At 70.4% G+C, this 24499-nt stretch carries 23 protein-coding genes; 15 read left to right on the top strand and 8 right to left on the bottom strand.

What is annotated here, in order from left to right; all coding sequences use genetic code 11:
- The first annotated feature begins 20 nt into the window (after nt 1-20).
- Nucleotides 21-926, top strand: coding sequence for an NAD(P)-dependent oxidoreductase (locus AACH10_RS16375; RefSeq protein WP_341411526.1), 906 nt, complete (start codon nt 21-23; stop codon nt 924-926).
- Nucleotides 927-939: 13 nt separating this feature from the next.
- Here the strand turns inward: AACH10_RS16375 and trxC are convergent, their stop codons facing one another.
- Nucleotides 940-1365, bottom strand: a complete 426-nt coding sequence (gene trxC / locus AACH10_RS16370; protein WP_341411525.1) for a thioredoxin TrxC — start codon at nt 1363-1365, stop codon at nt 940-942.
- 85 nt (nt 1366-1450) lie between these two features.
- Nucleotides 1451-1831 (bottom strand): hypothetical protein, encoded by a 381-nt coding sequence (locus tag AACH10_RS16365; RefSeq protein ID WP_341411524.1) that lies wholly within the window; start codon nt 1829-1831, stop codon nt 1451-1453.
- Nucleotides 1832-2045: 214 nt separating this feature from the next.
- Between AACH10_RS16365 and AACH10_RS16360 the strand changes: the two genes are divergently transcribed.
- Entirely contained in the window at nt 2046-2759 is a 714-nt protein-coding gene (locus AACH10_RS16360; RefSeq protein ID WP_341411523.1) for a helix-turn-helix transcriptional regulator, read from the top strand.
- 389 nt (nt 2760-3148) lie between these two features.
- Here AACH10_RS16360 and AACH10_RS16355 read toward each other — a convergent pair whose 3' ends face one another.
- Both AACH10_RS16355 and AACH10_RS16350 read right to left on the bottom strand, forming a co-directional pair.
- The gene (locus tag AACH10_RS16355; protein WP_341411522.1) at nt 3149-3343 is read right to left on the bottom strand and encodes a YgaP family membrane protein; all 195 of its coding nucleotides are present in this window, start codon (nt 3341-3343) and stop codon (nt 3149-3151) included.
- Nucleotides 3344-3450: 107 nt separating this feature from the next.
- On the bottom strand, nt 3451-4146 hold the full coding sequence (locus AACH10_RS16350; protein ID WP_341411521.1) for a Crp/Fnr family transcriptional regulator: 696 nt from the start codon (nt 4144-4146) through the stop codon (nt 3451-3453).
- Nucleotides 4147-4289: 143 nt separating this feature from the next.
- On the opposite strand from AACH10_RS16350, the gene AACH10_RS16345 reads away from it, so the two are divergent.
- On the top strand, nt 4290-4484 hold the full coding sequence (locus AACH10_RS16345) for a DUF2061 domain-containing protein (RefSeq protein ID WP_341411520.1): 195 nt from the start codon (nt 4290-4292) through the stop codon (nt 4482-4484).
- Between the two features lie 24 nt (nt 4485-4508).
- On the opposite strand, the gene AACH10_RS16340 is transcribed toward AACH10_RS16345, so the two are convergent.
- Nucleotides 4509-4772 (bottom strand): YkgJ family cysteine cluster protein, encoded by a 264-nt coding sequence (locus AACH10_RS16340; protein WP_341411519.1) that lies wholly within the window; start codon nt 4770-4772, stop codon nt 4509-4511.
- A gap of 185 nt (nt 4773-4957) precedes the next feature.
- Between AACH10_RS16340 and mnmG the strand changes: the two genes are divergently transcribed.
- The 4 genes from mnmG (at nt 4958) to AACH10_RS16320 (ending at nt 9562) form a co-directional block, all read left to right on the top strand.
- Entirely contained in the window at nt 4958-7030 is a 2073-nt protein-coding gene (gene mnmG, locus AACH10_RS16335) for a tRNA uridine-5-carboxymethylaminomethyl(34) synthesis enzyme MnmG (RefSeq protein ID WP_341411518.1), read from the top strand.
- 104 nt (nt 7031-7134) lie between these two features.
- The gene (rsmG, locus tag AACH10_RS16330) at nt 7135-7827 is read left to right on the top strand and encodes a 16S rRNA (guanine(527)-N(7))-methyltransferase RsmG (protein WP_341411759.1); all 693 of its coding nucleotides are present in this window, start codon (nt 7135-7137) and stop codon (nt 7825-7827) included.
- 104 nt (nt 7828-7931) lie between these two features.
- Nucleotides 7932-8732 (top strand): ParA family protein, encoded by an 801-nt coding sequence (locus AACH10_RS16325; RefSeq protein ID WP_341411517.1) that lies wholly within the window; start codon nt 7932-7934, stop codon nt 8730-8732.
- A gap of 17 nt (nt 8733-8749) precedes the next feature.
- Nucleotides 8750-9562: a GNAT family N-acetyltransferase gene (locus AACH10_RS16320; protein WP_341411516.1), complete on the top strand. Its 813-nt coding sequence runs from the start codon at nt 8750-8752 to the stop codon at nt 9560-9562.
- Nucleotides 9563-9699: 137 nt separating this feature from the next.
- Here the strand turns inward: AACH10_RS16320 and argC are convergent, their stop codons facing one another.
- On the bottom strand, nt 9700-10644 hold the full coding sequence (gene argC, locus AACH10_RS16315) for an N-acetyl-gamma-glutamyl-phosphate reductase (RefSeq protein ID WP_341411515.1): 945 nt from the start codon (nt 10642-10644) through the stop codon (nt 9700-9702).
- Nucleotides 10645-10709: 65 nt separating this feature from the next.
- Between argC and AACH10_RS16310 the strand changes: the two genes are divergently transcribed.
- The 6 genes from AACH10_RS16310 to AACH10_RS16285 all read left to right on the top strand — a co-directional run bounded on the left by AACH10_RS16310 (nt 10710) and on the right by AACH10_RS16285 (nt 20792).
- Complete coding sequence (locus tag AACH10_RS16310; protein ID WP_341411514.1) at nt 10710-11267, top strand: RBBP9/YdeN family alpha/beta hydrolase; 558 nt, start codon at nt 10710-10712, stop codon at nt 11265-11267.
- Between the two features lie 112 nt (nt 11268-11379).
- Complete coding sequence (locus tag AACH10_RS16305; RefSeq protein WP_341411513.1) at nt 11380-12294, top strand: ParB/RepB/Spo0J family partition protein; 915 nt, start codon at nt 11380-11382, stop codon at nt 12292-12294.
- Nucleotides 12295-12709: 415 nt separating this feature from the next.
- Entirely contained in the window at nt 12710-14632 is a 1923-nt protein-coding gene (locus AACH10_RS16300) for a PrkA family serine protein kinase (protein WP_341411512.1), read from the top strand.
- 113 nt (nt 14633-14745) lie between these two features.
- A complete protein-coding gene (locus AACH10_RS16295; protein ID WP_341411511.1) occupies nt 14746-16041 on the top strand; it encodes a YeaH/YhbH family protein in 1296 nt (431 codons plus the stop codon).
- A gap of 5 nt (nt 16042-16046) precedes the next feature.
- Complete coding sequence (locus AACH10_RS16290; RefSeq protein WP_341411510.1) at nt 16047-17669, top strand: SpoVR family protein; 1623 nt, start codon at nt 16047-16049, stop codon at nt 17667-17669.
- Nucleotides 17670-17849: 180 nt separating this feature from the next.
- Nucleotides 17850-20792 (top strand): EAL domain-containing protein, encoded by a 2943-nt coding sequence (locus AACH10_RS16285; protein WP_341411509.1) that lies wholly within the window; start codon nt 17850-17852, stop codon nt 20790-20792.
- 1 nt (nt 20793) lies between these two features.
- Here the strand turns inward: AACH10_RS16285 and AACH10_RS16280 are convergent, their stop codons facing one another.
- Entirely contained in the window at nt 20794-22215 is a 1422-nt protein-coding gene (locus AACH10_RS16280; RefSeq protein ID WP_341411508.1) for an FAD-binding oxidoreductase, read from the bottom strand.
- Between the two features lie 140 nt (nt 22216-22355).
- Here AACH10_RS16280 and AACH10_RS16275 point away from each other — a divergent pair, with 140 nt between their 5' ends.
- Nucleotides 22356-22931 (top strand): cob(I)yrinic acid a,c-diamide adenosyltransferase, encoded by a 576-nt coding sequence (locus AACH10_RS16275; protein ID WP_341411506.1) that lies wholly within the window; start codon nt 22356-22358, stop codon nt 22929-22931.
- Between the two features lie 136 nt (nt 22932-23067).
- A complete protein-coding gene (locus tag AACH10_RS16270; protein WP_341411505.1) occupies nt 23068-23823 on the top strand; it encodes a PEP-CTERM sorting domain-containing protein in 756 nt (251 codons plus the stop codon).
- Nucleotides 23824-23853: 30 nt separating this feature from the next.
- Here the strand turns inward: AACH10_RS16270 and AACH10_RS16265 are convergent, their stop codons facing one another.
- The gene (locus tag AACH10_RS16265) at nt 23854-24447 is read right to left on the bottom strand and encodes an ECF-type sigma factor (RefSeq protein WP_341411504.1); all 594 of its coding nucleotides are present in this window, start codon (nt 24445-24447) and stop codon (nt 23854-23856) included.
- Between the last annotated feature and the right edge of the window lie 52 nt (nt 24448-24499).

The following is a 24499-nucleotide window of genomic DNA, read 5'->3' as shown; positions in this document are numbered from 1 at the left end:
TCACTGCGAGTGCCCCTCCGATGAAACCCGTGATCCTGCTGCTGGTGCCGATGAAGCCGATGGAGGACGGCCTGGTGGCCGCCGTGTCGGCGCTGCGGCCCGATGCCGAGCTGCTGCGCTGGCGCAGCGACCTGCCCGAGGCCGATCTGGCCCGCGTCAACGTGGTGCTGGGCTGGGCCTTCCCGCCCGGGCTGGCCGGCCGGCTGCCCGCGCTGCGCTGGGTGTGCGCAATGGCCGCGGGGGTCGAGAAGCTGCTGGTGCCCGACCTGGCGCCGCAGGTGCCGCTCAGCCGCATTGTCGATCCCGACCAGGCGCTGGGCATTGCCCAGTACGTGGCCGCCGTGGTGCTCGATCACGCGCGCGGCCTGGCGCGCTACCGCGCCCAGGCCCCGCAGCGCGACTGGACCCGCCACCCGATGGCCGCTGCCCGGCACCGCGTGGGCGTGCTGGGCTATGGCGAGGTGGGGCGCGAGGTGGGCCGCGTGCTGGAGGCGCTGGGTTTCAGGGTGCGAGGCTGGCGGCGCGACGGCACGGCGCTGCACGACTTCCTGGCCGGCAGCGACATCGTCGTCAACACCCTGCCGCTGACGCCGGCCACCGCCGGGCTGCTGGACGCCGCGGCGTTTGCCGCCATGCCGCGTGGCGGCTACCTGGTGAACATCGCCCGCGGCGGCCATGTGGTCGAGGCCGACCTGATCGCCGCGCTGCGCAGCGGCCAGCTGGCCGGCGCGGCGCTGGATGTGCAGCAGCGCGAGCCGCTGCCGGCCGACGATCCGCTGTGGGCCGAACTGGGCGTCACGGTCACGCCGCACATCGCGGCGCAATCGTCGCTGGCCACGGTGGCGGCCCAGTTCTGTGCCGGGCTGCAGGCCCTGGCCGACGGCCGGCCGCTGCCCAACCCGGTGGACCGCGCGCGCGGCTACTGACGCCGCCCGGCGCTCAGCCCTGCGCCAGCGCCACGATCTGCGAGGCCGGCAGCGCGCCTGACTGGCGCCGCACCTCGCGCCCGCCCTGCAGCTTCACCAGCGTGGGAATGCTGCGGATGCCGAACTGCGCGGCCAGCTGCGGGTTCTGGTCGCTGTCGACCTTGGCGAAGATCACCCGGCCCTTGAGCTGGCGCGCCGCGGCCTCGAACTGTGGCGCCATCTGCCGGCATGGGCCGCACCAGGGGGCCCAGAAGTCCACCAGCACCGGCAGGGTCGACTGCGCCAGGAACTTGCCGGCGCTGGCGTCGGTCAGCGTGACCGGCTGGCCGTCCAGCAGCGGCTGGTGGCAGCGGCCGCAGCCGGGGTCGTCCGCCAGCCGTTCGGCGGGGACGCGGTTGGTGGCGCCGCAGTGCGGGCAGACGAGGTGGTGGGTGTCCATGTCCCCCAGGGTGGGTGCGGGTGGGGGTATTTCAAGTGGGGTGTCAGTTGGGGCGAAGGGGCTCGGCCGATGCGCCGGCGGCGGCTCAGTGCCCGCCCACCACGCGCTGGCGGGGCAGGGCCGCATGGCTGCGCGGCACGAACCAGCGCGCCGGCGGCGAGACCCGCTGCACCGGGTTGACCACCGCCTGCTCCACCGCCTGCTGCCAGGGCAGGCCGTGCACGATGCCGTTGATGTGCCGCACCGTCTCGCCGTCAGGCAGCGCCTCGCCGCTGTCGTCCACCAGGCGCAGATTGGTCACGATGGCCATCGGGTCGGCCAGCGCGAACAGGCCCTCGGCCAGTTCCACCCAGTCCCAGGCCATCGCCGCCTGGCCGCCGGCGCAGTCGGCGCCCCACAGCGTCTGGCCCATGGTGCGGAAGGCCGGGTCGGTCGAGGGATTGACCTGGGTGCACAGGTGCTGCAACGGTAACGAATTATTTGCGCCAAGCTGCCACAATAGCGGCGGCCAGGCGCGAACGGCCCAAGGCGGGCAGTGGGGCGCTGCATTGTTGTTGTTCATCGAGGTCTCCACGACAGTGATTGGCATGCCAGCAGTTTTCGGCAAGCATCATTGGATGAAAACATGTAAACCCTTTCAGGGGTGGCCATTGTCGGGCCGCTCGGATTGATCGTTGGGCATGCTGCAAGGGGGTTACGCATCCGTACTCGGAGCCGTCAGCCGGGATGAATTCCGCGGTGAGGTGGTGCGCTTCGCGCGTCAGCTGGGCTTCGACACGGTGTCGGCCATGGCCGTGGTCGACCACGGTGTGGGACGCTCCGATTTCGTGCTGATCGACAACGCCCCCGAGGGTTACAGCGACGCCTTCCACGACGTGCCCAGCATGCGCCGCGACCCGGTGATGCAGCATTGCCGGCGCCACTCGGTGCCCATCGTCTGGAACCAGGACACCTACACCAGCCAGGGCCTGGGTGATCTGTGGGAGGAGCAGGCCCGCTTCGGCTACTGCAACGGCATCGCGATGGCGCTGCACCTGCCGCACGGCCGGCACTTTGCGCTGGGCGTCGAGCGCGACCGCCCGCTGCCGGCCGATCGCGGCGAGCTGACCCGCATCGTGGCCGACCTGCAGCTGTTCGCCGTGCATGCCCAGGATGCGGCGATGCGCGTGCTGGCGCCCGATCTGGCGATGACCGACCTGCCCGCGCTGACGCCGCGTGAGCTGGAGGTGTTGCGCTGGACGATGGAAGGCAAGACGGCCTGGGAGGTGGGCGCCATCCTGGGCATCACCGAGCGCACGGCGGTGCTGCACGTCAACAACGCCATGCACAAGCTGCAGTGCAGCAGCAAGCACCAGGCGGTGCTCAAGGCCCTGCGGCTGGGCCTGATCCACTAGGCGGCGGCCTGTACGGGTGTGGCGGCGGGGCCTGCCCTGTAAGACCTGACAGTTCCGGCCCGGGGGCCGCGTTGGTGAAATACGCCCAGAGCGCTGCCAAACAGATGTCCGGCGCCGCAACCAACACCAGGAGAAGCCCCATGCAAACGATGCTCCCCCGCGCTGGCTGGTAAGCCCCCGATTCGAATTCTTTGCTCCCGGTCCTGTGCCCGCAGGGCCGGCTTCACGGCCCGGACAGGCTCCGGGCCGTTCTTGTTGCGGTGCGCTGCGGGCGCGCCGTCACAAGCGCACAGGGGCCCGGCGGTGACGCTGGGGCCCCTGTTTCACATGGGTGCCTGGATCAGGCGGCCAACGTCCGCCAGCGGGCAGGCGTTGGCAGGCGGTGGGGCTCAGCCCTTGTTCATCGGGCAGGTGTTCAGGCCGATCAGCGGGTACAGCGGGCAGAAGCCCACCGCGCCGGTGAGCAGCGGCACCACGCCGATCCAGCCCCAGGCGCCCACCGTGCCGGTGGCGGCCAAGCCCACCAGCACCAGGCCGGCCGAGATGCGAAGAATGCGGTCGATGCCGCCGACGTTCAGTTTCATGGCTCATTCCTCCAGACGACTCTCGGCACGTTGCCGATGCATGCACTGTGCGCGCCGCGGCGGCGGGCGTCTGTGACTGCAGTCACCGAGCGGTGGGGTGAGCGCGCTCAGCGCGTGGCCGTCGGCTGGCCGGACGCCAGCGCGCGCAGCGCGGCGGCATCGACGATCTCCACGCGCTCGCGGCCCAGGCGCAGCCAGCCGGCGCGCTCGAAGCGGCGCAGCAGCCGCGTGACGATCTCGCGCACCGTGCCCAGCTCGTCGGCCAGGGCCTGGTGCGTGGCGGCGATCACCGCGCCATGGCCCAGCAGCGCGCCGGCCAGGCGCTGATCCAGGCGCTGGAAGGCCACGGCCTCGGCCAGGCCCATCAGGTCGGCCAGGCGGTCGGCGAACACGCCGAACACGAAGCGGCGAAAGGCCGGCACCGCCGTCCAGCGCTCGAAGCCCGCGGGCGACAGCAGGACCAGCTCGGTGGTGGCCACGGTGACGCCATGGGCCATCAGCAGGCTGTGGCCGAACAGGCAGGAGGTGGACACCACGCACAGCTCGCCCGGCAGCACGCGGTAGAGCTCCAGCGAGCGGCCCTGCGGGCTGCCGCGAGCCACGCGCACCTCGCCGCTCAGCAGCATCGGGAAGCCCTGGCAGGGGGCGCCTTCGTCGAACAGGGTCTGGCCGTCGGGCACGCGCACCACCTGCGTGTCACGCGCCAGCACCTCTTGGCGCAGGTCAGCCGACAGTTCGGCCAGCACCGGGTACAGCGGCAGCAGGCGTTCGGCAAGATCGGAGGGGGGCGCGGGTGTGGACATGGTGCGGCCGGGGAGGGCGTGCGGTGAGGCGGGGCTGGCTGGAGTCTAGGCGGTGGCTATGATTGCCATGAAAACTATCGAACGTTGTATATCGATAGTCATTGCACAATTCAACACATCGTACACCTCGGCAGGAGAGCCTGATGGCCAAGTCGGCAGCATTCGGTGCGATGCACGTGGGCATCGCGTTCAGCGTGGGCTATGCACTCACCGGCAGCGTGACGGTGGCCGGCGCCATCACCGTGGTGGAGCCGATCTGCAACACCGTGGCGCATTACTTCTTCGACCGCTGGTGGGACGGGCGCGACGGCGCCGCCGCGCCGCTGGCCAGCAGCTGACCCAAGGCACCGCCAGGCCGAGGCTCAGCGCGCGGGCGGCCTGGTGGCCGATTCCAGCGTGGACAGCCAGTGCAGCGCGTGGGTTCGATCGGTGCCGCACATCTCGGCCACCGGCTGCAGCGAGCCGCACACCGCCGGTCGCTCGGGGCGGCCGAACAGGCGGCAGCGCAGCTGCGCGTCGAGCTGCACGCAGGGCACGCCGGCCGGCTTTCCGGCTGGCATGCCGGGAATGGGCGTGCTGATCGACGGGGCGATGCAGCAGGCGGCGCAGCCGGGGCGGCAATCCATGGCGATGGGGGCTGGGGTCAGGCGCTGGCGGGTTGAACGGGCCCGGGGTCAGGCCGGGCGGGCCGGATGATAGGCGGCAGGCAGGGCCAATGTGCAATCCGACGCCCCGGCCGAGGGGGCGCTTTTTACAATACGCGCCTCCCCGCCCACTCTGGCGGCGCCCGTGCCGCGCCGCCCTCCCCACCGTGCTGCATCCTCAATCATTCGACGTCATCGTCGTCGGCGGCGGCCATGCCGGAACCGAGGCCGCGCTGGCCGCGGCGCGCATGGGCTGCGCCACGCTGCTGCTGACCCACAACATCGAGACGCTGGGCCAGATGAGCTGCAACCCCAGCATCGGCGGCATCGGCAAGGGCCACCTGGTCAAGGAGGTGGATGCGCTGGGCGGCGCGATGGGCGCGGCCACCGACGAGGGCGGCATCCAGTTCCGCATCCTCAACGGCAGCAAGGGCCCGGCCGTGCGCGCCACGCGGGCGCAGGCCGACCGCATCCTCTACAAGGCGGCCATCCGCCAGCGGCTGGAGAACCAGCCCAATCTGTGGCTGTTCCAGCAGGCGGTGGACGACCTGATGGTGGAGGGCGACCGCGTCACCGGCGCCGTCACGCAGGGGGGCATCGCCTTCCGCGGCCGCACCGTGGTGCTGACGGCGGGCACCTTCCTCGACGGCCGCGTGCACATCGGCCTGCAGAACTACAGCGCCGGGCGGGCGGGCGATCCGCCGGCGGTGAGCCTGTCGGCGCGGCTGAAGGAGCTGAAGCTGCCGCAGGGCCGGCTGAAGACCGGCACGCCGCCGCGCCTGGACGGCCGCTCGATCGACTTCAGCCAGTTGCAGGAGCAGCCGGGCGACGGCGTGGCGCTGGTGGGGCAGTGGGGCGCGTCGGCCGAGACCACGCCCGAGGTGCCGGTGTTCAGCTTCCTGGGCCGCTGGCAGCAGCACCCGCGCCAGCTGCCGTGCTGGATCACGCACACCAACGAGCGCACGCACGAGATCATCCGTTCGGGCTTCGACCGCAGCCCGATGTTCACCGGCGTGATCGAAGGCGTGGGGCCGCGCTACTGTCCCAGCATCGAGGACAAGATCAACCGCTTCGCCGACAAGGACTCGCACCAGATCTTCCTGGAGCCCGAGGGGCTGACGACGAACGAGTTCTACCCGAACGGCATCTCCACCTCGCTGCCCTTCGACATCCAGCTGGCCGCCGTGCGCAGCATGGCCGGCCTGGCCCATGCCCACATCCTGCGACCCGGCTACGCCATCGAGTACGACTACTTCGACCCGCGCGGGCTGAAGAACACCTTCGAGACGCGCGCCATCGGCGGCCTGTTCTTTGCCGGCCAGATCAATGGCACCACCGGCTATGAGGAAGCGGCGGCGCAGGGCCTGTTTGCCGGCGCCAATGCCGCGCTGCAGGCGCTGGGGCGCGACGCGTTCGTGCTGCGCCGCGACCAGGCTTACCTGGGCGTGCTGGTGGACGACCTGACGACGCAGGGCGTCAGCGAGCCCTACCGCATGTTCACCAGCCGTGCCGAGTATCGGCTGCAGCTGCGCGAAGACAACGCCGACATGCGCCTGACCGAGATCGGCCGGCAACTGGGCCTGGTGGACGATGCGCGCTGGGACGCCTTCAGCCGCAAGCGCGATGCCGTGGCGCGCCAGACCGAGAAGCTGCGGACCAGCTGGGTGCACCCCGGCATCCTGGCGGCCGCCGAGGCCGAGCGCCTGCTGGGCAAGGCCATCGAGCGCGAATACAACCTGGTCGACCTGCTGCGCCGGCCCGGCATTGGCTTCGACACCGTGGCCGAGGTGCTGCGCACGGCGCGTCCCAACCTGGCGCCGGAGGAGCGTGTTTCACGTGAAACACTGGCCGTGGAACTGGGCGATGCCACGTTGGCCGACGCTGTGATCGAGCAGGTGGAGATCGCCACCAAGTACGCCGGCTACATCGGCAAGCAGGGTGAGGAGGTGGAGCGCGCCGCCCACTACGAGCACCTGGCGCTGCCGGCCGAGCTGGACTACAGCCAGGTGACGGCCCTGAGCCACGAGGTGCGCCAGAAGCTGGGCCGCCACCGGCCGCAGACGCTGGGCCAGGCCTCGCGCATCTCGGGCGTCACGCCGGCGGCGATCTCGTTGCTGCTGGTGCACCTGAAGAAGAAGCGCTTCAAGGGCTTTGTCGAGGCGCGGCCAGGGGAGGGCACGGCGCCCGAGGCGCCCGTCGCCACGTCGGTGGACGCCACGGAAAGTGCGGCCCGCGCATGAACGCGTCCAAGCCGCATCGCCCGGCAGGCAAGCCGGGCAAGTCCGCAAAGCCTGCGCTGGACGTCTGGGCCGACGACACCCGCCACGCCGCCCAGCGCAGCGCCATGAGCGCCCGCACCCAGGCCAGCGAGGCCGACCGCCGCGCCCGCCTGCTGGCCGCCGCGCAGGCGCTGGAGACTCCGCTGGATGAGCAGGCCGCTGATCGCCTGATGGCCTACCTGGGCCTGCTGCAGCGCTGGAATCAGGTCTACAACCTGACCGCGCTGCGCGAACCCGAGGAGATGCTCAGCCATCATCTGGTGGACTGCCTGGCCGTGCTGGCGCCGCTGCGCCGGCACTTCGCCAGCCAGGCCAGCGCGGGGGGCGCTGACGCGCCGCACATCCTGGATGTGGGCAGCGGCGGCGGCCTGCCCGGCGTGGTGCTGGCGGCGGTGGAGCCCGGCTGGCAGGTGGACTGCGTGGACACCGTGGCCAAGAAGGCCAGCTTCATCCGCCAGGTGGCGGCCGAACTGGGCCTGCCCAACCTGCGCGGCCTGCACGCCCGGGTGGAGACGCTGGACCCGGCCGTCCGCCGCTACCAGCTGATCACTTCGCGCGCTTTCGCGTCGCTGCCCGACTTCACCGGCCTCACCGCGCCCTTGCTGGCAGAGCAGGGCGTGTGGATGGCGATGAAGGGCAAGTCACCGGGCGATGAGCAGGCGGCGCTGCCCGCCAGCGTGCAGGTGTTTCACGTGGAACAACTGGCCGTGCCAGGCCTGGACGCCCAGCGCTGCCTGGTCTGGATGCGCCCTGTCTGAGCGCCTTGAATTGCCGCGCCGGCCGGCTTTCTGACCCCAGATTTGCCTGCGCCCAGGGCTGAACCGCAGCCCGGCCACGCCAGCCAGCGGCGATACTTCCACCCATGGCCAAAGTCTTTTGCATCGCGAATCAGAAGGGTGGCGTCGGCAAGACGACCACCACCGTGAACCTCGCCGCCGGCCTGGCGCGTGTGAACCAGCGCGTGCTGGTGGTTGACCTCGATCCGCAGGGCAATGCGACGATGGGCTCGGGCGTGGACAAGCGGGCCATGCCGATGTCGGTGTACGACGTGCTGCTCGAATCCGCTGGCATCGCCGAGGCCAAGTGCAGCGCCGACGGCGCGGGCTACGACATCCTGGGCGCCAACCGCGAGCTGGCCGGTGCCGAGGTGGAACTGGTGCAGCTGGAGCGCCGCAACGAGCGCCTGCGCACCGCGCTGGCCGCCGTGGATGCCGACTACGACTTCGTGCTGATCGACTGCCCGCCGTCCTTGAGCCTTCTGACGCTGAACGGTCTGTGCAGTGCCCACGGCGTGATCGTGCCGATGCAGTGCGAGTACTTCGCGCTGGAGGGCCTGTCCGATCTGGTCAACACCATCAAGCAGGTGCACGCCAACCTGAACCGCGACCTGCAGATCATCGGCCTGCTGCGCGTGATGTTCGATCCGCGCATCACGCTGCAGCAGCAGGTGAGCGAGCAGCTGCAGCAGCACTTCGGCGACAAGGTGTTCAGCACCGTGATCCCGCGCAACGTGCGCCTGGCCGAGGCGCCCAGCTACGGCCAGCCCGGCGTGGTGTTCGACCCGTCGTCCAAGGGCGCCCAGGCCTATGTGGAGTTCGCGCGCGAGCTGGTCAAGCGCATGGGCAGCCTGGGCAAGCCGGCCAAGGCCGGCGCCGCGCTCTGAACGCACCGCCAGTCGCCATGCGCTCCAGGGTCACCCCGGCCACCGACTTCCCGCCCGCCCTGCTGGCCCGCGTGGAGGATGCCGGCCTCAACGCCAGCGCACCGCCTCAGCAGCGCTGGATGGACGGCTGGCTGGTGCGCTTCTCGCCCGGCAAGGCCAAGCGCGCGCGCTGCATCAACGCCGTGGCGCCGGGCGTGCGCCTGCTGGCCGACAAGCTGGCCGCCAGCGCCGCGCTGTACCAGGCCCAGTCGCTGCCGTGGATCTTCCGCATCACGCCGTTCACGCAGCCGGCCGACCTGGACGCCCAGCTGGCTGCGCGCGGCTTCGTCGCCGAGGACGACACGCGGGTGATGGTCTGCACCGATCTGGCCCAGGCCATCGCCCAGGCCGCCGCCGCGCCGCAGCCGGCGGTGGACATGAGCTGGCGCGAGATCGACCCGGCCGACTACGGCCCCATCGTCGGCGCCTGGCGCGGCACCCCGCCCGAGGGCGTGCGTGCCCATGTCGAGCGCCTGCGCACCACGCCCGTTCCCTACCGCGCCTGGATCGGCTGCGACGCCACCGGCGAGCTGCTGGCCGGCGGGCAGACCGCCACCGAGGACGGCCTGGTGGGCCTGTACGACATCTTCACCGCGCCGGCCGCGCGCGGCCAGGGCCTGGCCACTGCGCTGTGCGGCGCGCTGCTGGCCGCCGCACGCGAGGGCGGTGCCGAGGCTGCCTACCTGCAGGTGGACGCCGACAACCTGGCCGCCCGGCGCATCTACCAGCGCCTGGGCTTTGCCGACGCCTACGCCTACCACTACCGCACCGACACGCACGCCGGTGGCTGACGCACGCCGCGTTGCATCACCTTGCGCGGCAGCGGCCGTTGGGGCCTGGCCCCAAGCAAAACGGGCGATCCGCTGTCGCCGATCGCCCGTTGCAACGCTGAACCGAGGGTCAGCGCATCAATGATGTGAGCGTGCGCTCACAACCCGAGGCCTTCGTCCAGCCCCAGGTGCACGTTCATCGACTGCACCGCCGCGCCGCTGGCGCCCTTGCCCAGGTTGTCCAGGCGCGCGATGACGATGGCCTGCTGCGCATCGGCAAACACCGCGATCTCGCAGCGGTTGCTGTCGTTGCAGGCCTGCACGTCGAAGAAGCCGCCGTCCAGCGCCGCGGCATCGCCCAGCGGCAGCACCTTGACGAAGCGCTCGCCCTCGTAGCGCTGGGCCAGCGCGCGCTGGATGGCCGCGCCGTCGGTGCCTGGCGCCAGCTGCGAGAAGTGCAGCGGCACGCTCACCGCCAGGCCCTTGTAGAAGTTGCCGACGATGGGCATGAACACCGGCTTGGTGGTGAGGCCGGTGTGGGCCAGCATTTCCGGGATGTGCTTGTGCGCCAGCGTCAGGCCGTAGGGGCGGGGCGATTCCAGCTTCGCATTGCCGCCGGCCTGGTACTCGGCAATCATGCTCTTGCCGCCGCCCGAGTAGCCGGTGATCGACGTGGCGCTCAGCGGCAGCGCCGCGGGCACAAGGCCGGCATCCACCAGCGGCCGCAGCGCCAGGATGAAGGCGCTGGCATGGCAGCCGGGGTTGGCGATGCGCTTGGATTCACGCAGCTTGGCGCGCTGGCCGGCCGCCAACTCGGGCAGGCCGAAGGTCCACCCGGCCACCGTGCGGTGCGCGGTGCTGGCGTCGATCAGGCAGGTGTTGGGGTTGGTCACCAGCGCGGCGGCCTCCTTGGCGGCGGCGTCGGGCAGGCACAGAAAGGCCACGTCGGCGGCGTTCAGCAGGCGGGCGCGCTCGGCGCTGTCCTTGCGCTTGTCGGCGTCGATCAGCAGCACCTCCACGTCGCTGCGGCGCGCCAGCATTTCGTGGATGCGAAGGCCGGTCGTGCCCTCCTGCCCGTCGACGAAGATGCGGTAGCGGCTCATGGCGTGTCTCTTGGAAGATTGGTGAAGAATGCGGGTGAACCCCGAAGGATAAGGCACGCCCCCCGATGACTCCGCGAATCCTGTTGCTGCCCGGCTGGTTGGACTCCGGTGCCACGCACTGGCAGACGCGCTGGGAGCAGGCGCACGGCTTCGAGCGTGTGCAGCAGGACGACTGGCAGTGGCCGCGCCGCGGCGACTGGATGGCGCGGCTGGAAGACACGCTGCTGGCCGACGAGCGGCCTGCGGTGCTGGTGGCGCACAGCCTCGGGTGCCACCTGGTGGCTGCCTGGGCGGCGCACTCGCAGCACCGCGCGCGCGCGGCCGCGGCGCTGCTGGTGGCGCCGCCCGACGTCACCCGCCCCGACCTGCCGCCGCAGCTGCACAACTGGGCGCGTGAGCTGCGCCGGCCGCTGCCGTTTGCCAGCACCCTGGTGTTCAGCACCAACGATCCGTTTGCCGACGCCGCCCGCAGCCGGCAGATGGCCGCCGACTGGGGCAGCGAACTGCTGGACCTGGGCGCCGCCGGCCACATCAACGGCGACAGCGGTTTGGGCGATTGGCCCGCAGGCCTGGCGCAGCTGCGCGCGGTGATGGCCCGTGCGGGTCTGGCCCCGGGGTTCTGACGGTGACAACTGAACGACAATCCCGAGTCATGAAACCCCCTCGCTCACTTCGTTCGCTGCCCCCCGAGGGGGCGCTTCAAGCCCTTCGGGCGGCCGAGCGGGCTTGAACATCATGGTCACCAAGAAACCCAAGGGCCTGGGCCTGGGCCTCGAAGCGTTGCTCGGCCCCAAGGTCAGCGACGCGCCCGCTGCGCCCGCCGGCCAGCCCACCACGCTGAAGCTCGATCGCCTGCAGGCCGGCAAGTACCAGCCGCGCACGCGCATGGACGAGGGCTCGCTGTATGAGCTGGCCGAGAGCATCAAGGGCCAGGGCATCATGCAGCCGATCCTGGTGCGCCCGATCGGCGCCTCGGCCTACGAAATCATCGCTGGCGAGCGCCGCTTCCGCGCCGCCAAGCTGGCCGGGCTGGACGAGGTGCCGGTGCTGGTCAAGCAGGTGCCCGACGAAGCCGCCGCGGTGATGGCGCTGATCGAGAACATCCAGCGCGAGGACCTCAATCCGCTGGAAGAGGCGCAAGGCCTCAAGCGCCTGGTGGACGAATTCGGACTCACGCACGAGCAGGCCGCGCAGTCGGTGGGCCGCTCGCGCAGCGCCGCCAGCAACCTGCTGCGCCTGCTGAACCTGGCCGCGCCGGTGCAGCAGATGCTGATGGCCGGCGACCTGGACATGGGCCATGCCCGTGCGCTGCTGTCGCTGGACGCCGCGCAGCAGATCCTCAGCGCCAACGAGATCGCCGCCAAGAAGCTCAGCGTGCGCGACGCCGAGAAGCTGGTGGCCAAGGCCCAGGGCGAGGGCGGTCTCTCCGGCCGTCAGACACCCTTGCTGCGCGTCAAGAAGGACAAGCCGCGCGACGTGGTGCGGCTGGAAGAGCAACTGGCCGACGCGCTGACCGCGCAGGTGGAGATCCGCATCCACCGCCAGACCAAGCGCGGCCTGCAGGGCGAGGTGGCGATCAGCTTCGGCTCGCTCGACGAACTGAACGGCCTGCTCGACAAGCTGGGCGCCAACGCCGCCACCGAGCGCTGACCCGGCGCAGCCCGTTGCGGCCACCATCGGCCGCCGCCACCGTGTCCCTGCCACAGCCCGCATGCCCGCAACGGCATGCGGGCTGCCCGCTTTCGGCGCATCATGCACCGCAAGGGCTCGTGGCTGTCAGCGGATGGACAGCGTCGGGCGTTGCAGGGGAATGGGATGGCCTGGCCCGGGCCTTGCTCAACCCACGCAAACAGAGATAAAAAGGGCAGCGAAGGGGGGCCTGATCACGGCATTGCCGCCCTTCAGGATCGACGAAGCTGGAGACACGCTGCAGTACTGACAAGACAAGCCGACCGGAAAGCTCTGATGGCGCCCGGGCCCGTGAAGCCGGGACGTCATCAGAACTTCCCCCGAGCCGAGGGCACTCCCGCCCATCGGCTGCCACAGGTCCTTTCAAGGAGGTCGCATGGACGTCATCAGCAGTTTCGCCGCGCGCTACGAGCGCACCCGTGAAGAAGAGATGTCCCTCGAGGACTACCTCGCCGAGTGCAAGCGCAACCCCCTGGCCTACGCCACCGCCGCCGAGCGCATGCTCAAGGCCATCGGCGAGCCGCAGATGGTCGACACGCGCAACGATCCGCGCCTGTCGCGCATCTTCGCCAACAAGCTGATCAAGATCTACCCGGCCTTCGCCGAGTTCTATGGCATGGAAGACGCCATCGAACAGGTGGTGTCCTATTTCCGCCATGCCGCACAGGGCCTGGAGGAAAAGAAGCAGATCCTGTATCTGCTGGGCCCGGTGGGCGGCGGCAAGAGCTCCATCGCCGAGCGCCTGAAGGCGCTGATGCAGGAGGTGCCGTTCTACGCCATCAAGGGCTCCCCGGTGAACGAGTCGCCGCTGGGCCTCTTTGATCCGGTGGAAGACGGCGCGCTGCTGGAAGAGCAGTTCGGCATTCCGCGCCGCTACCTGCAGCGCATCATGTCGCCGTGGGCCGTGAAGCGGCTCGAAGAGTTCGGCGGCGACATCCGCAAGTTCCGCGTCGTCAAGCGCTACCCCAGCATCCTCAAGCAGGTGGGCATCGCCAAGACCGAGCCGGGCGACGAGAACAACCAGGACATCTCCAGCCTGGTGGGCAAGGTCGACATCCGCAAGCTCGAGACCTTTGCGCAGGACGACCCCGATGCCTACAGCTACTCGGGCGGCCTGTGCCTGGCGAACCAGGGCCTGCTGGAGTTCGTGGAAATGTTCAAGGCGCCGATCAAGGTGCTGCATCCGCTGCTGACCGCCACGCAGGAAGGCAACTTCAAGGGCACCGAGGGCTTCGGCGCCATCCCGTTCGACGGCGTGGTGCTGGCGCACAGCAACGAGAGCGAGTGGAAGGCCTTCCGCAACAACAAGAACAACGAGGCCTTCCTCGACCGCATCTACATCGTCAAGGTGCCGTACTGCCTGCGGGTGAGTGAAGAGATCAAGATCTACGAGAAGCTGATCAAGGGCAGCTCGCTGGGCGAGGCCAAGTGCGCCCCCGGCACGCTGAAGATGATGAGCCAGTTCGCCATCCTCACGCGCCTGAAGGAGCCCGAGAACTCGTCGCTGTTCAGCAAGATGCTGGTGTATGACGGTGAGAACCTGAAGGACACCGACCCGCGCGCCAAGAGCTACCAGGAGTACCGCGACTACGCCGGCGTCGATGAAGGCATGAGCGGCATCAGCACGCGCTTCGCCTACAAGATCCTGTCCAAGGTCTTCAACTTCGACAGCCAGGAAGTGGCCGCCAACCCGGTGCACCTGATGTACGTGCTGGAGCAGCAGATCGAGCGCGAGCAGTTCCCGAAGGAGACCGAGGAGAAGTACGTCGCCTTCATCAAGGAACAGCTGAGCCCGCGCTATGCCGAGTTCATCGGCAAGGAGATCCAGACCGCGTACCTGGAAAGCTATTCCGAGTATGGCCAGAACATCTTCGACCGCTACGTCACCTACGCCGACTACTGGATCCAGGACCAGGAGTACCGCGACACCGACACCGGCGAGGTGTTCGACCGCGGGGCGCTGAACGCCGAGCTCGAGAAGATCGAGAAGCCCGCGGGCATTGCCAACCCCAAGGACTTCCGCAACGAGATCGTCAATTTCGTGCTGCGCGCGCGGGCCAACAACCAGGGCCGCAACCCGGTGTGGACCAGCTACGAGAAGCTGCGCACGGTGATCGAGAAGAAGATGTTCTCGAACACCGAGGAACTGCTGCCGGTGATCAGCTTCAACGCCAAGGCCAGCGCCGACGAGGCCAAGAAGCACGAGGACTTCGTCAACCGCATGGTGGCCAAGGGCTACACCGCCAAGCAGGTGCGCCTGCTGTGCGAGTGGTACCTGCGCGTGCGCAAGTCCAGCTAACGATGTTCTGACGCGGCCTGGCGGCTGCCTTGCCCCTGGGGAGGCAGCCGCCCGCGGCACCGGCAAACCGCCGGTGCGCGGCGGCCGCCGGCACCGAGAAATCCGGGGGATCCATGGCGTTGCAATCCATCATCGACCGACGGCTGGCGGGCAAGAACAAGTCCATCGGCAACCGCGAGCGCTTCATGCGGCGCTACAAGACGCAGATCCGCGAGGCCGTGCGCCGCGCGGTGGACGGGCGCGGCATCCGCGACCTCGAGCGTGGCGAGGAAGTGCGCATCCCGAAGAAGGACCTGTCCGAGCCGGTGTTCCACCACGGCCAGGGCGGCGTGCGCGAGATGGTCCATCCGGGCAACCAGGACTATGTGAAGGGCGACCGCATCAAGCGGCCGCAGGGCGGCCAGGGCGGCGGCAGCGGCAAGGGCCAGGCCAGCGACCAGGGCGAGGGCGAGGACGACTTCAGCTTCGCGCTCAGCAAGGAAGAGTTCATGCAGGTCTTCTTCGAAGACCTGGCACTGCCGCACCTGATCCGCACCCAGCTGGCCGAGACGCCCGAGTTCAAGACCCACCGTGCCGGCTTCACCAGCGATGGCACGCCGAACAACCTGCACGTGGTGCGCTCGATGCGCGGCGCACTCGGCCGGCGCATCGCACTCGGCATGGGCGCGCGGCGCGAGCTGCATGAACTGGAGGCCGACCTGGCCATCACCCAGGCCGCGGCCGAGGCCGGCGACGGCGAGGCCCGCGCCCGCCTGCCGGCGCTGCTGGCCGAGGTGGAGGCACTGCGCGCGCGGCTGCAGCGCATCCCCTTCCTCGACCCCATCGACCTGAAGTTCCGCAGCCGCGTGAAGACGCCGGTGCCCACCAGCAAGGCGGTGATGTTCTGCCTGATGGACGTGTCGGGCTCGATGGACGAGGCGCGCAAGGAGCTCTCCAAGCGCTTCTTCATCCTGCTGTACCTGTTCCTGACGCGGCACTACGAGAAGATCGAGATCGTCTTCATCCGCCACCACACGCAGGCGCAGGAGGTCGATGAAGAGAACTTCTTCCATGCGCGCGAAACGGGCGGCACCGTGGTCAGCTCGGCCCTGGTGCTGATGGAAGAGATCATCAAGGCCCGCTTCAACCCGACCGAGTGGAACATCTACGGCGCCCAGGCGAGCGACGGCGACAACTGGCACCACGATTCGGGCCGCTGCCGCGAGCTGCTGGCCGACAAGATCCTGCCGCTGGTGCGCTACTTCGCCTATGTGCAGGTGGCCGAGGAAGAGCAGAACCTCTGGGAAGAGTACTGCCAGCTGGCGCAGAGCCAGCCGCACTTCGCGATGCGCAAGGCCGTCGAGGCCTCGCAGATCTACCCGGTGTTCCGTGACCTGTTCAAGAAGGAGGGCGTCGCGCAGGCGGCGTGAAGACGATGAGCACTTCTCCCTCGGTTTCCCACGAACCCCTGCCCGACATCGCCGCCATCACGCCGGCGGCCGTGGCCGCCGCGCCCGAGCGCCCGCTGCGCGGCCCCTTGCCGCTCAAGCGCCCGGTGCACAAGCTGGCCGGGCCCAGCGACTGGTCGTTCGAGCTGGTGCACGAGTACCACGACGTGATCCGCCACACGGCCGAGCGCTACGGCCTGGACACCTACCCGAACCAGCTCGAGATCATCACCGCCGAGCAGATGATGGACGCCTACGCCAGCGTGGGCATGCCGGTGGGCTACCGTCACTGGAGCTACGGCAAGGAGTTCATCGCCACCGAGAAGAACTACAAGCGCGGCCACATGGGCCTGGCCTACGAGATCGTCATCAACAGCAACCCCTGCATCAGCTACCTGATGGAGGAGAACACCATGGCCATGCAGGCCCTGGTGATCGCGCATGCGGCCTACGGTCACAACAGCTTCTTCAAGGGCAACTACCTGTTCCGCATGTGGACCGATGCCGCGTCCATCATCGATTACCTGGTCTATGCCAAGAACTACATCGCCGAGTGCGAGGAGCGGCACGGCCTCGACACGGTTGAGGAGTTCCTCGACTCCTGTCACGCGCTGCAGAACCACGGCGTCGACCGCTACCGCCGCCCCAGCCGCAAGAGCCTGGCGCAGGAACTGAGCGAGCGCCGCGACCGCGAGGCCTACGCCCAGCAGCAGATCAACGACCTGTGGCGCACGCTGCCGCGCAAGGCCGACAAGGCCGACGAGGCGCCCGAGGCCCGCCGCTTCCCGGCCGAGCCGCAGGAGAACCTGCTGTACTTCATCGAGAAGAACGCGCCGCTGCTCGAACCCTGGCAGCGCGAGATCGTGCGCATCGTGCGCAAGATCGCGCAGTACTTCTATCCGCAGCGGCAAAGCCAGGTGATGAACGAGGGCTGGGCCACGTTCTGGCACCACAAGCTGCTGAACACCATGTACGACGACGGCTGGCTGACCGACGGCGTGATGATCGAATGGCTCAAGAGCCACACCAACGTGGTGTACCAGCCGCGCGTGGGCGACCGCGGCTACTCGGGCCTGAACCCCTATGCGCTGGGCTTCGCGATGTACACCGACATCAAGCGCATCTGCGAGAACCCGACGGACGAAGACCGCGCCTGGTTCCCCGACATCGCCGGCGCCGACTGGGTGCCCACGCTGGACCACGCGATGCGCAACTTCAAGGACGAGAGCTTCGTCGGCCAGTTCCTCAGCCCCAAGCTGATGCGCGACTTCCGCCTGTTTGCGATCACCGACGACGACAAGCAGCCCGAGCTGGAAGTCAGCGCCATCCACGACGACTCGGGCTACCGTCAGGTGCGCGAGATGCTGTCGCACCAGTACGACCTGGGCTCGCGCGAGCCCAACATCCAGGTGTGGAACGTGAACCTGCGCGGCGACCGCTCGCTGACGCTGCGCCACTTCCAGCACAAGGACCGGCCGATCGACGACAGCGCCAGCGAGGTGCTCAAGCATGTGGCCCGCCTGTGGGGCTTCGGCGTGCACCTGGAAAGCGCCAACAGCCGCGGCGACGTGACCAAGCGCTTCAGCGCGCCGGCGCCGGTGCAGGCCTGAAGCCCGCCTGAGCCTGGCTGGCCGGCCAGCGCGCGCGTCCGGCGTCCAACGGTCCGCTCGGCGGGCGTGACGCACTGCCGGCGGTGCGGGGTCAAGTCGGCCCTGCTGAGGCCGATACCGAGGGGCGCGCTCACCAACGCTGTTCCAACCGGGTGGGTGCGCAACGTGGAGTTCCTCGCGTTGCCCCCCATCTCCAGCCCAGTTCACCTGTCTGACCCGCCCCGCCGTGCGGCGCCCGCCGCCTGGCTGCTGCGCTTGGGCCTGGCCGTGGGCCCGCACCAGCGCATCCGGCTGGCCGTGGTGCTGCTGCTGGTGATGGTGGCCTGCGCCGCCGGCATGCAGGACTGGCGCTTCGACGCGCTGGAGCGCCAGCGCCGCAGCGACGCTCGCCTGCACGGCCTGGCGCTGTCGGTCAACGCCACGGCCCAGGGGCTGGCCTGGTCGGCGGCGCGTACCCAACAGGTTGGCGGCGCGTCCAGCGAGGCGGCGACGCAGCTGCAGGTGGCACTGGAGCGCTCGCGCACCGAGGCGCTGCAGCTCGACTCGCAGGTGCAGGCCCAGCGCGCCGCGATGCAGCATCTGGATGCCGCCGAGGCCGCCGCGCTCGACGAGGCGCTGGAGCACTGGCACAGCATGCGCGAGCGGCTGTGGTACCGCGCCGAGACCCTGGCCGCCAACCTCGACACCGCCAGCGCCGAGCGCCTGGCCGCGGCCGCCCTGGCCTTGCAGGCCCAGGTGCCGCCGGCCATCCATGCCGGCACCATGCTGGCCGCGCGCGTGGCCGATGCGGCCGAGCGCCAGCGCCAGGCGGCGCTGGACCAGCTGCGCCTGTGGAGCGCGGCCACCGTGGCCCTGCTGGTGCTGCTGATCCTGCTGATCGGCGAGCCCAGCGCGCGCGCCGTGCACCGCCAGCACCGCCGCCTGCGCGAGCAGCAGCGCCAGCTCACCCGCCTGGCCCGCGTGGCCCAGCGCAATGTGCATGGCACGGCCCTGCTCGATGCCGCGGGCGCGGTGGACTGGGCCAACGATGCCTTCGCCACGCTGTGTGGCGCGGTGCCCGGCCAGCCGGCGGGCCAGCCGCTGGCCGCGCTGCTGCAGGCCGCGCACATCACCCTGCCTGACGACCGCGGGAGCGCGCCGCCGGTCGACCCACCGGCCGCGCAGCTGGCGGCCCAGGTGGCCGCCGCGCTGCGCAGCGGCACACGGCTGCGGCTGGAGCTGCGCCAGGCCTTGCCCGATGGCAGCCACCGCGGCCTGGAGCTGGACCTGCAGCCACTGGCCAGCTCGCCCGATGTGCTGCCGGCCGGCGCCATCGCGATGCTGGTCGACCGCACCGAGCAGCTGCAGCGCGAAGAGACCGCCGCGCTGCTGGCGCACACCGTGGACGCCGCCGGCGTGGGCACCTGGCAGTGGGACCTGCGCGACGGCCGCATGCAGTGCAACGACCGCTTCCTGGCCATGCTGGGCTACCGCCGTGGCGAGCTGAGCGATTCGCTGGACACCTGGCAGCACCTGGTGCACCCCGAGGACCTGCAGGTCTGGCGCCAGGCGCTGGAGATCCACCTGCAGGACCCCAGCATGCCCTGCCGCGCCGAGCTGCGCCTGCGCCGCCCAGGGGGCGACTGGGCCGTGGGCCAGAGCTGCGGCGTGGTCACCGAGCGCAGCGCCAGCGGCCGGCCGCTGCGCATGGCCGGCATCCACATCGACCTCACCGAGCAGGTGCAGATGCAGGCCATGCTGCGCCATGCCGCGCGCACCGACGGCCTGACGCAGATGCCCAACCGCGCGGCGGTGTTCGACCATGTGCAGCAGGTCATCGACCGCCGCGCCCGCCACCCTGACGAGGGCTACGCGGTGCTGTTCATGGACTTCGACCGCTTCAAGCAGGTCAACGACACGCTGGGCCATGGCGCCGGCGACGAACTGCTGCGCCAGATCGCCCAGCGCCTGCGCGGGGCGCTGCGCACCGGCGATGCGGTGCGCCCGGGTGCCTCGCACCAGCCGGGCGAGGCGGCGGACGCCAGCCACACGGCCGGGCGCATCGGCGGCGACGAGTTCGTGGTGGTGCTCGAGCACGTGAACGGCCGCGACGAGGCCTGCGCCATCGCCCAGCGCCTGATGGACGTGCTGGCCGCGCCCTACCGCATCGGCAGCCACACGGTGCATTCCACCGCCAGCATCGGCATCGTCACATCCGAGCATCCGGCCAACGACGCGCACACTGTGATGCGCGACGCCGACACCGCGATGTACGAGGCCAAGCGCAACGGCCGCGGCCGCTATGCCGTGTTCGACCCCGGCATGCACGAGCGCGTGGCGCGCGGCCTGGTGCTGGAGGGCGAGCTGCGCCAGGCGCTGGCGCGCGACGAGCTGTTCGTGGTCTACCAGCCGGTGGTGGCGCTGCAGCCGCCGGCGCACGGTGACGGCCCGCGCCGCGACGGCGTGGAGGCCCTGGTGCGTTGGCGCCATCCGGTGCGCGGCCTGGTCTCGCCGGCCGAGTTCGTGCCGGTGGCCGAGGAGTCGGGGTTGATCGTCGAGCTGGGCCTGTTCGTGCTGCGCGTGGCCTGCCTGCAGTTCGCCGACTGGCAGCGCACGCTGGGCGCGGCGGCGCCGGGCTCGCTGGCGGTGAACCTGTCGCCGCTGCAGCTGCGCTCGGCCGGGCTGATCGCCGGCGTGCAGGCCTGCCTGACCGACAGCGGCATCGCGCCCCAGGTGCTGCAGCTGGAGGTGACCGAGAGCCTGGCCGCGCAGGACGAGGCGGCCCGCGAGCGCCTGCGCGAGCTCAAGGCCCTGGGGGTGCGCATCGCGCTCGACGACTTCGGCACCGGCTATTCGTCACTGGCCTGCCTGCACCAGCTGCCGGTGGACACGGTCAAGGTCGACCGGTCGTTCGTCTCGCACGCCGAGACCAGCGCCTACCACCGCGCCCTGATCGAGGCCACCATCCGCGTGGCGCAGACGCTGGGCATGGACACCGTGGCCGAGGGCATCGAGACCGCCAGCCAGGCCGCGCTGATGCAGGCCCTGCACTGCGACCGCGGCCAGGGCTACCTGTACGCCCGGCCGCTGGAAGCCGGCGCGCTGGCCGACTGGTGCCTGCAGCGCGGGCTGCGCGCGGCCTGAATCAGACGCTGAAGATCTTGCCCGGGTTCATGATGTTGTCCGGGTCGAGCGCCAGCTTCACGCTGCGCATCAGCGCCACCGCGCCGGCGCCGGCCTCGTCGACCAGGAAGCCCATCTTGTGCAGGCCGATGCCGTGCTCGCCGGTGCAGGTGCCTTCCAGCGCGATGGCGCGCTGCACCATCTGATGGCTCAGGCGCTCGGCCAGCGCGCGCTGGTCGGCGTCGCCTTCCTTCACCAGGTAGGCCAGGTGGAAGTTGCCGTCGCCCACATGGCCGACGATGTAGAAGGGCAGGCCGCTGGCATCGGCCTCGGCCACCGAAACGTTCAGGATCTCGGCCAGGCGCGAGATCGGCACGCAGGTGTCGGTGGTCACGGTGCGGCTGCCGGGGTTGGCCTGCATGCCGGCGAAGTAGGCCTTGTGCCGCGCCGCCCACAGCCGCGTGCGCGCCTCGGGCGTGCTGGCCCATTCGAAGTCCTCGCCGCCCAGCTCGCTGGCGATGGCCTGCACAAGTTCAGCCTGCTCCTTCACGCCGGCCTCGCTGCCGTGGAACTCCATCAGCAGCATCGGCTGCTCGCGCAGGCCCAGCTTGCTCTGCAGGTTCACGAAGCGCACGGCATTGGTGTCGAGCAGTTCGCAGCGCGCGATCGGCACGCCCACCTGGGTGAGCTGGATGGTGGTGTTGACGGCCGCGTCGATGCTGGGAAAGTGGCAGATCGCCGCGCTCACCGCCTCGGGCAGCGGGAACAGGCGCAGCGTCACCTCGGTGATCACGCCCAGCGTGCCCTCACTGCCGACGAACAGGCGCGTCAGGTCATAACCGGCGCTGCTCTTCTTGGCGCGCGTGCCGGTGCGGATGACCTCGCCGCTGGCCGTCACCACGGTCAGGCCCAGCACGTTCTCGCGCATGGTGCCGTAGCGCACGGCGTTCGTGCCGCTGGCGCGCGTGGCGGCCATGCCGCCCAGGCTGGCGTTGGCGCCGGGGTCGATCGGGAAGAACAGGCCCGAATCACGGATTTCGCGGTTGAGCTGCTCGCGCGTGACGCCGGCCTGCACCGTCACCGTCAGGTCCTCGGGGTTCAGGCGCACGATGGCGGTCATGCGCGACACGTCCACGCTGATGCCGCCCTGCACCGCCAGCAGGTGGCCTTCCAGCGAGCTGCCGGTGCCGTAGGGGATCACCGGCACGCGGTGCGCGGCGGCGATGGCCACCGCGGCGGCCACGTCCTCGGTGCTGTCGCAGAACACCACCGCATCCGGCGGCGTCACCGGGAACGGCGACTCGTCGCGGCCATGCTGCTCGCGCACCGCGGCGGCCGTGCTGCAGCGCTCGCCGAAGCGCTCGCGCAGGGCGGCCAGCGCGGCCTCGGGCAGCGGGCGGCGCGGGGCATTGAGCAGGTGGGCATCGGGCAGCGGGGCGTTCATGGCAGGTCTCCGGCAGAACCCGCAATGGTATGACCTTGAGCCGACCCCGTGCTTTGCAGGCCTGCAGGCCGCAGCGCGGAAGAACGCCCGCGCAATCGGGCAACATCCGGTTCCCCGCAGCCACCTCGACACCCACCGCCATGGCCAACCGCCTGACCCAGATCGCCACCCGCACCGGAGACGACGGCAGCACCGGCCTGGGTGACGGCAGCCGCGTGCCCAAGGACCACCTGCGCGTGCAGGCCATGGGCGATGTGGACGAGCTGAACTCCAGCCTGGGCGTGCTGCTGGCCGAGCCGCTGCCCGCCGACGTGCGCGAGCTGCTGGTGGTCGTCCAGCACGAGCTGTTCAACTTGGGTGGCGAGCTGTCCATCCCCGGCTACCAGCTGCTCAAACCCGAGGCCCTGCTGACGCTGGACAACGCGCTGGAGCAGCACAACGCCACGCTGCCGCGCCTGGCCGAGTTCATCCTGCCGGCCGGCACGCGCAGCGCCGCGCTGGCCCATGTCAGCCGCAGCATCGCCCGCCGTGCCGAGCGTGCGGTGGTGGCGCTGGGCGCGCAGGAGAAGGTCAACGACGCGCCGCGCCAGTACCTGAACCGCCTGTCCGACCTGATGTTCGTGCTGGCGCGCGTGCTCAACCGCGCCAACCTCGACGGCCTGGGCGGCGACGACGTGTACTGGAAGAGCGAGCGGCTGAGCCGCCAGCAGGACTGACGGCGCGCACCCGGCCCCGCGTTCGCGGGGGGGCCGGCGTGGCGGTGAGCCGCGGCGCCAACGGGGCCTTGCGTAGGCAGACGGACCCCCGCCACACCGCGCGGTGGGCAACGTCACCCACCCGAGGGAGCCTGCCATGACCCGATCGATCCTGTCCGCCCGTCCGGCGCGCCGCGCCATCACCCTGGCGGCGGCCGCTGCCCTGGCTACGCTGGGCGCTGCGCCTGCGGCCCATGCCGCGTACCAGTTCACCTTCCTCAGCGGTCTGCCCTGGGGCGCCAGCGATGCCCAGCTGGGACTGGCCGCTGGCGCGCAGATCGAGAACTTCGAGGACACCGCGCTGATCCCCGGCCTGACCGTGCAGCTGAGCGCGTCGTCCTCGGGCAGCTACGGCCCCACCGGCACCCTGCCGCGCGTGTTCGCGCCCGGCGCCGATCCGTACGGCAATGCCTTCATCTGGGGCACCTGGGACGGCTCGCATGCCTTGCTGAACACCGGCAACAACGCGTCGGCGCCCTACAGCAGCAGCTCGGCCTGGGGCGATGTGACGCTGGGCTTCGGCAACGGCGGCGCGCGCCAGGTGGGCTTCAGCCTGCAGAACATGCAGCAGGCCGCCAGCTTCACCCTCAACGGCAGCACCGTGGTGCCCACCGGCAGCATCGCCAACTTCGTCTACAGCTGGTACGGCCAGGGCTACCTGCGCATCGACGTGACCGGCAACTCGGCCCCGATCACGTCGCTGAAGATCGACGGCACCATCTACGACGCCTGGACCCTCGACCACCTGGCCGTTACCGCCGCCGTGCCCGAGCCGCAGAGCTGGGCCCTGCTGGCCGGCGGCCTGCTGGCGGTGCTGGGCCTGGCGCGCCGCCGCGCCGCTGCGCGTGGCTGATGGGCAGGTGATCGGCGGGTGATCGGCCGCTCAGGCCGCGCCGCTGCCCAGCTCGCGGTGCAGCCAGGCGCGGGCCACGGTCCAGTCGCGCTTCACGGTGGCCAGCGAGATGCCCAGCACCTGCGCCACCTCCTCGTTCTCGAGGCCGCCGAAGAAGCGCAGCTCCACCACCTTGGCGGCGCGCGGGTCGATGGTCTCGAACGCCTGCAGCGCCTCGTGCACGGCCACCAGGTCGCGGTCGGGCGCAGCGCCCAGCTGTTCCAGGCCCGACAGCGTCACCGACACCAGCTCGGCGTCGCGCTTGGCGGCGCGGCGCGCCATCTCGTGGTTGACCAGGATGCGGCGCATCATCGTCGAGGCCACCGCCAGGAAGTGGCTGCGGTTCTTCCACTGCGTGCGCGTCTGATCGGCCATGCGGAACCAGGCCTCGTGCGCCAGCGCGGTGGCGCTCAGCGTGTGGCCCGGCAGCTCGCGCCGCAGGTGGCTGCGCGCGATGCGCCGGAGTTCGTCGTAGAGCAGGGCGAACAGCTGATCGCCGGCCGCGCGGTCGCCCGGCTGGGTCAGGCCGCTCAGCCACTGTGTGACTTCGGCGGCATCGAACTCGGGTGCGGCTTCCAACGACATGCTGCGGCGGGCCCGGTGGCGGCCGCCTCCCCGGCGGCCAGGCGGCCCGGCT

The organism is Pseudaquabacterium inlustre (genome assembly GCF_038066595.1).
GTDB classification, from domain to species: Bacteria; Pseudomonadota; Gammaproteobacteria; order Burkholderiales; family Burkholderiaceae_C; genus Pseudaquabacterium; species Pseudaquabacterium inlustre.
Note: the sequence above shows the minus strand (reverse complement) of the source record. Positions and strands in the feature narration are given on the sequence as shown.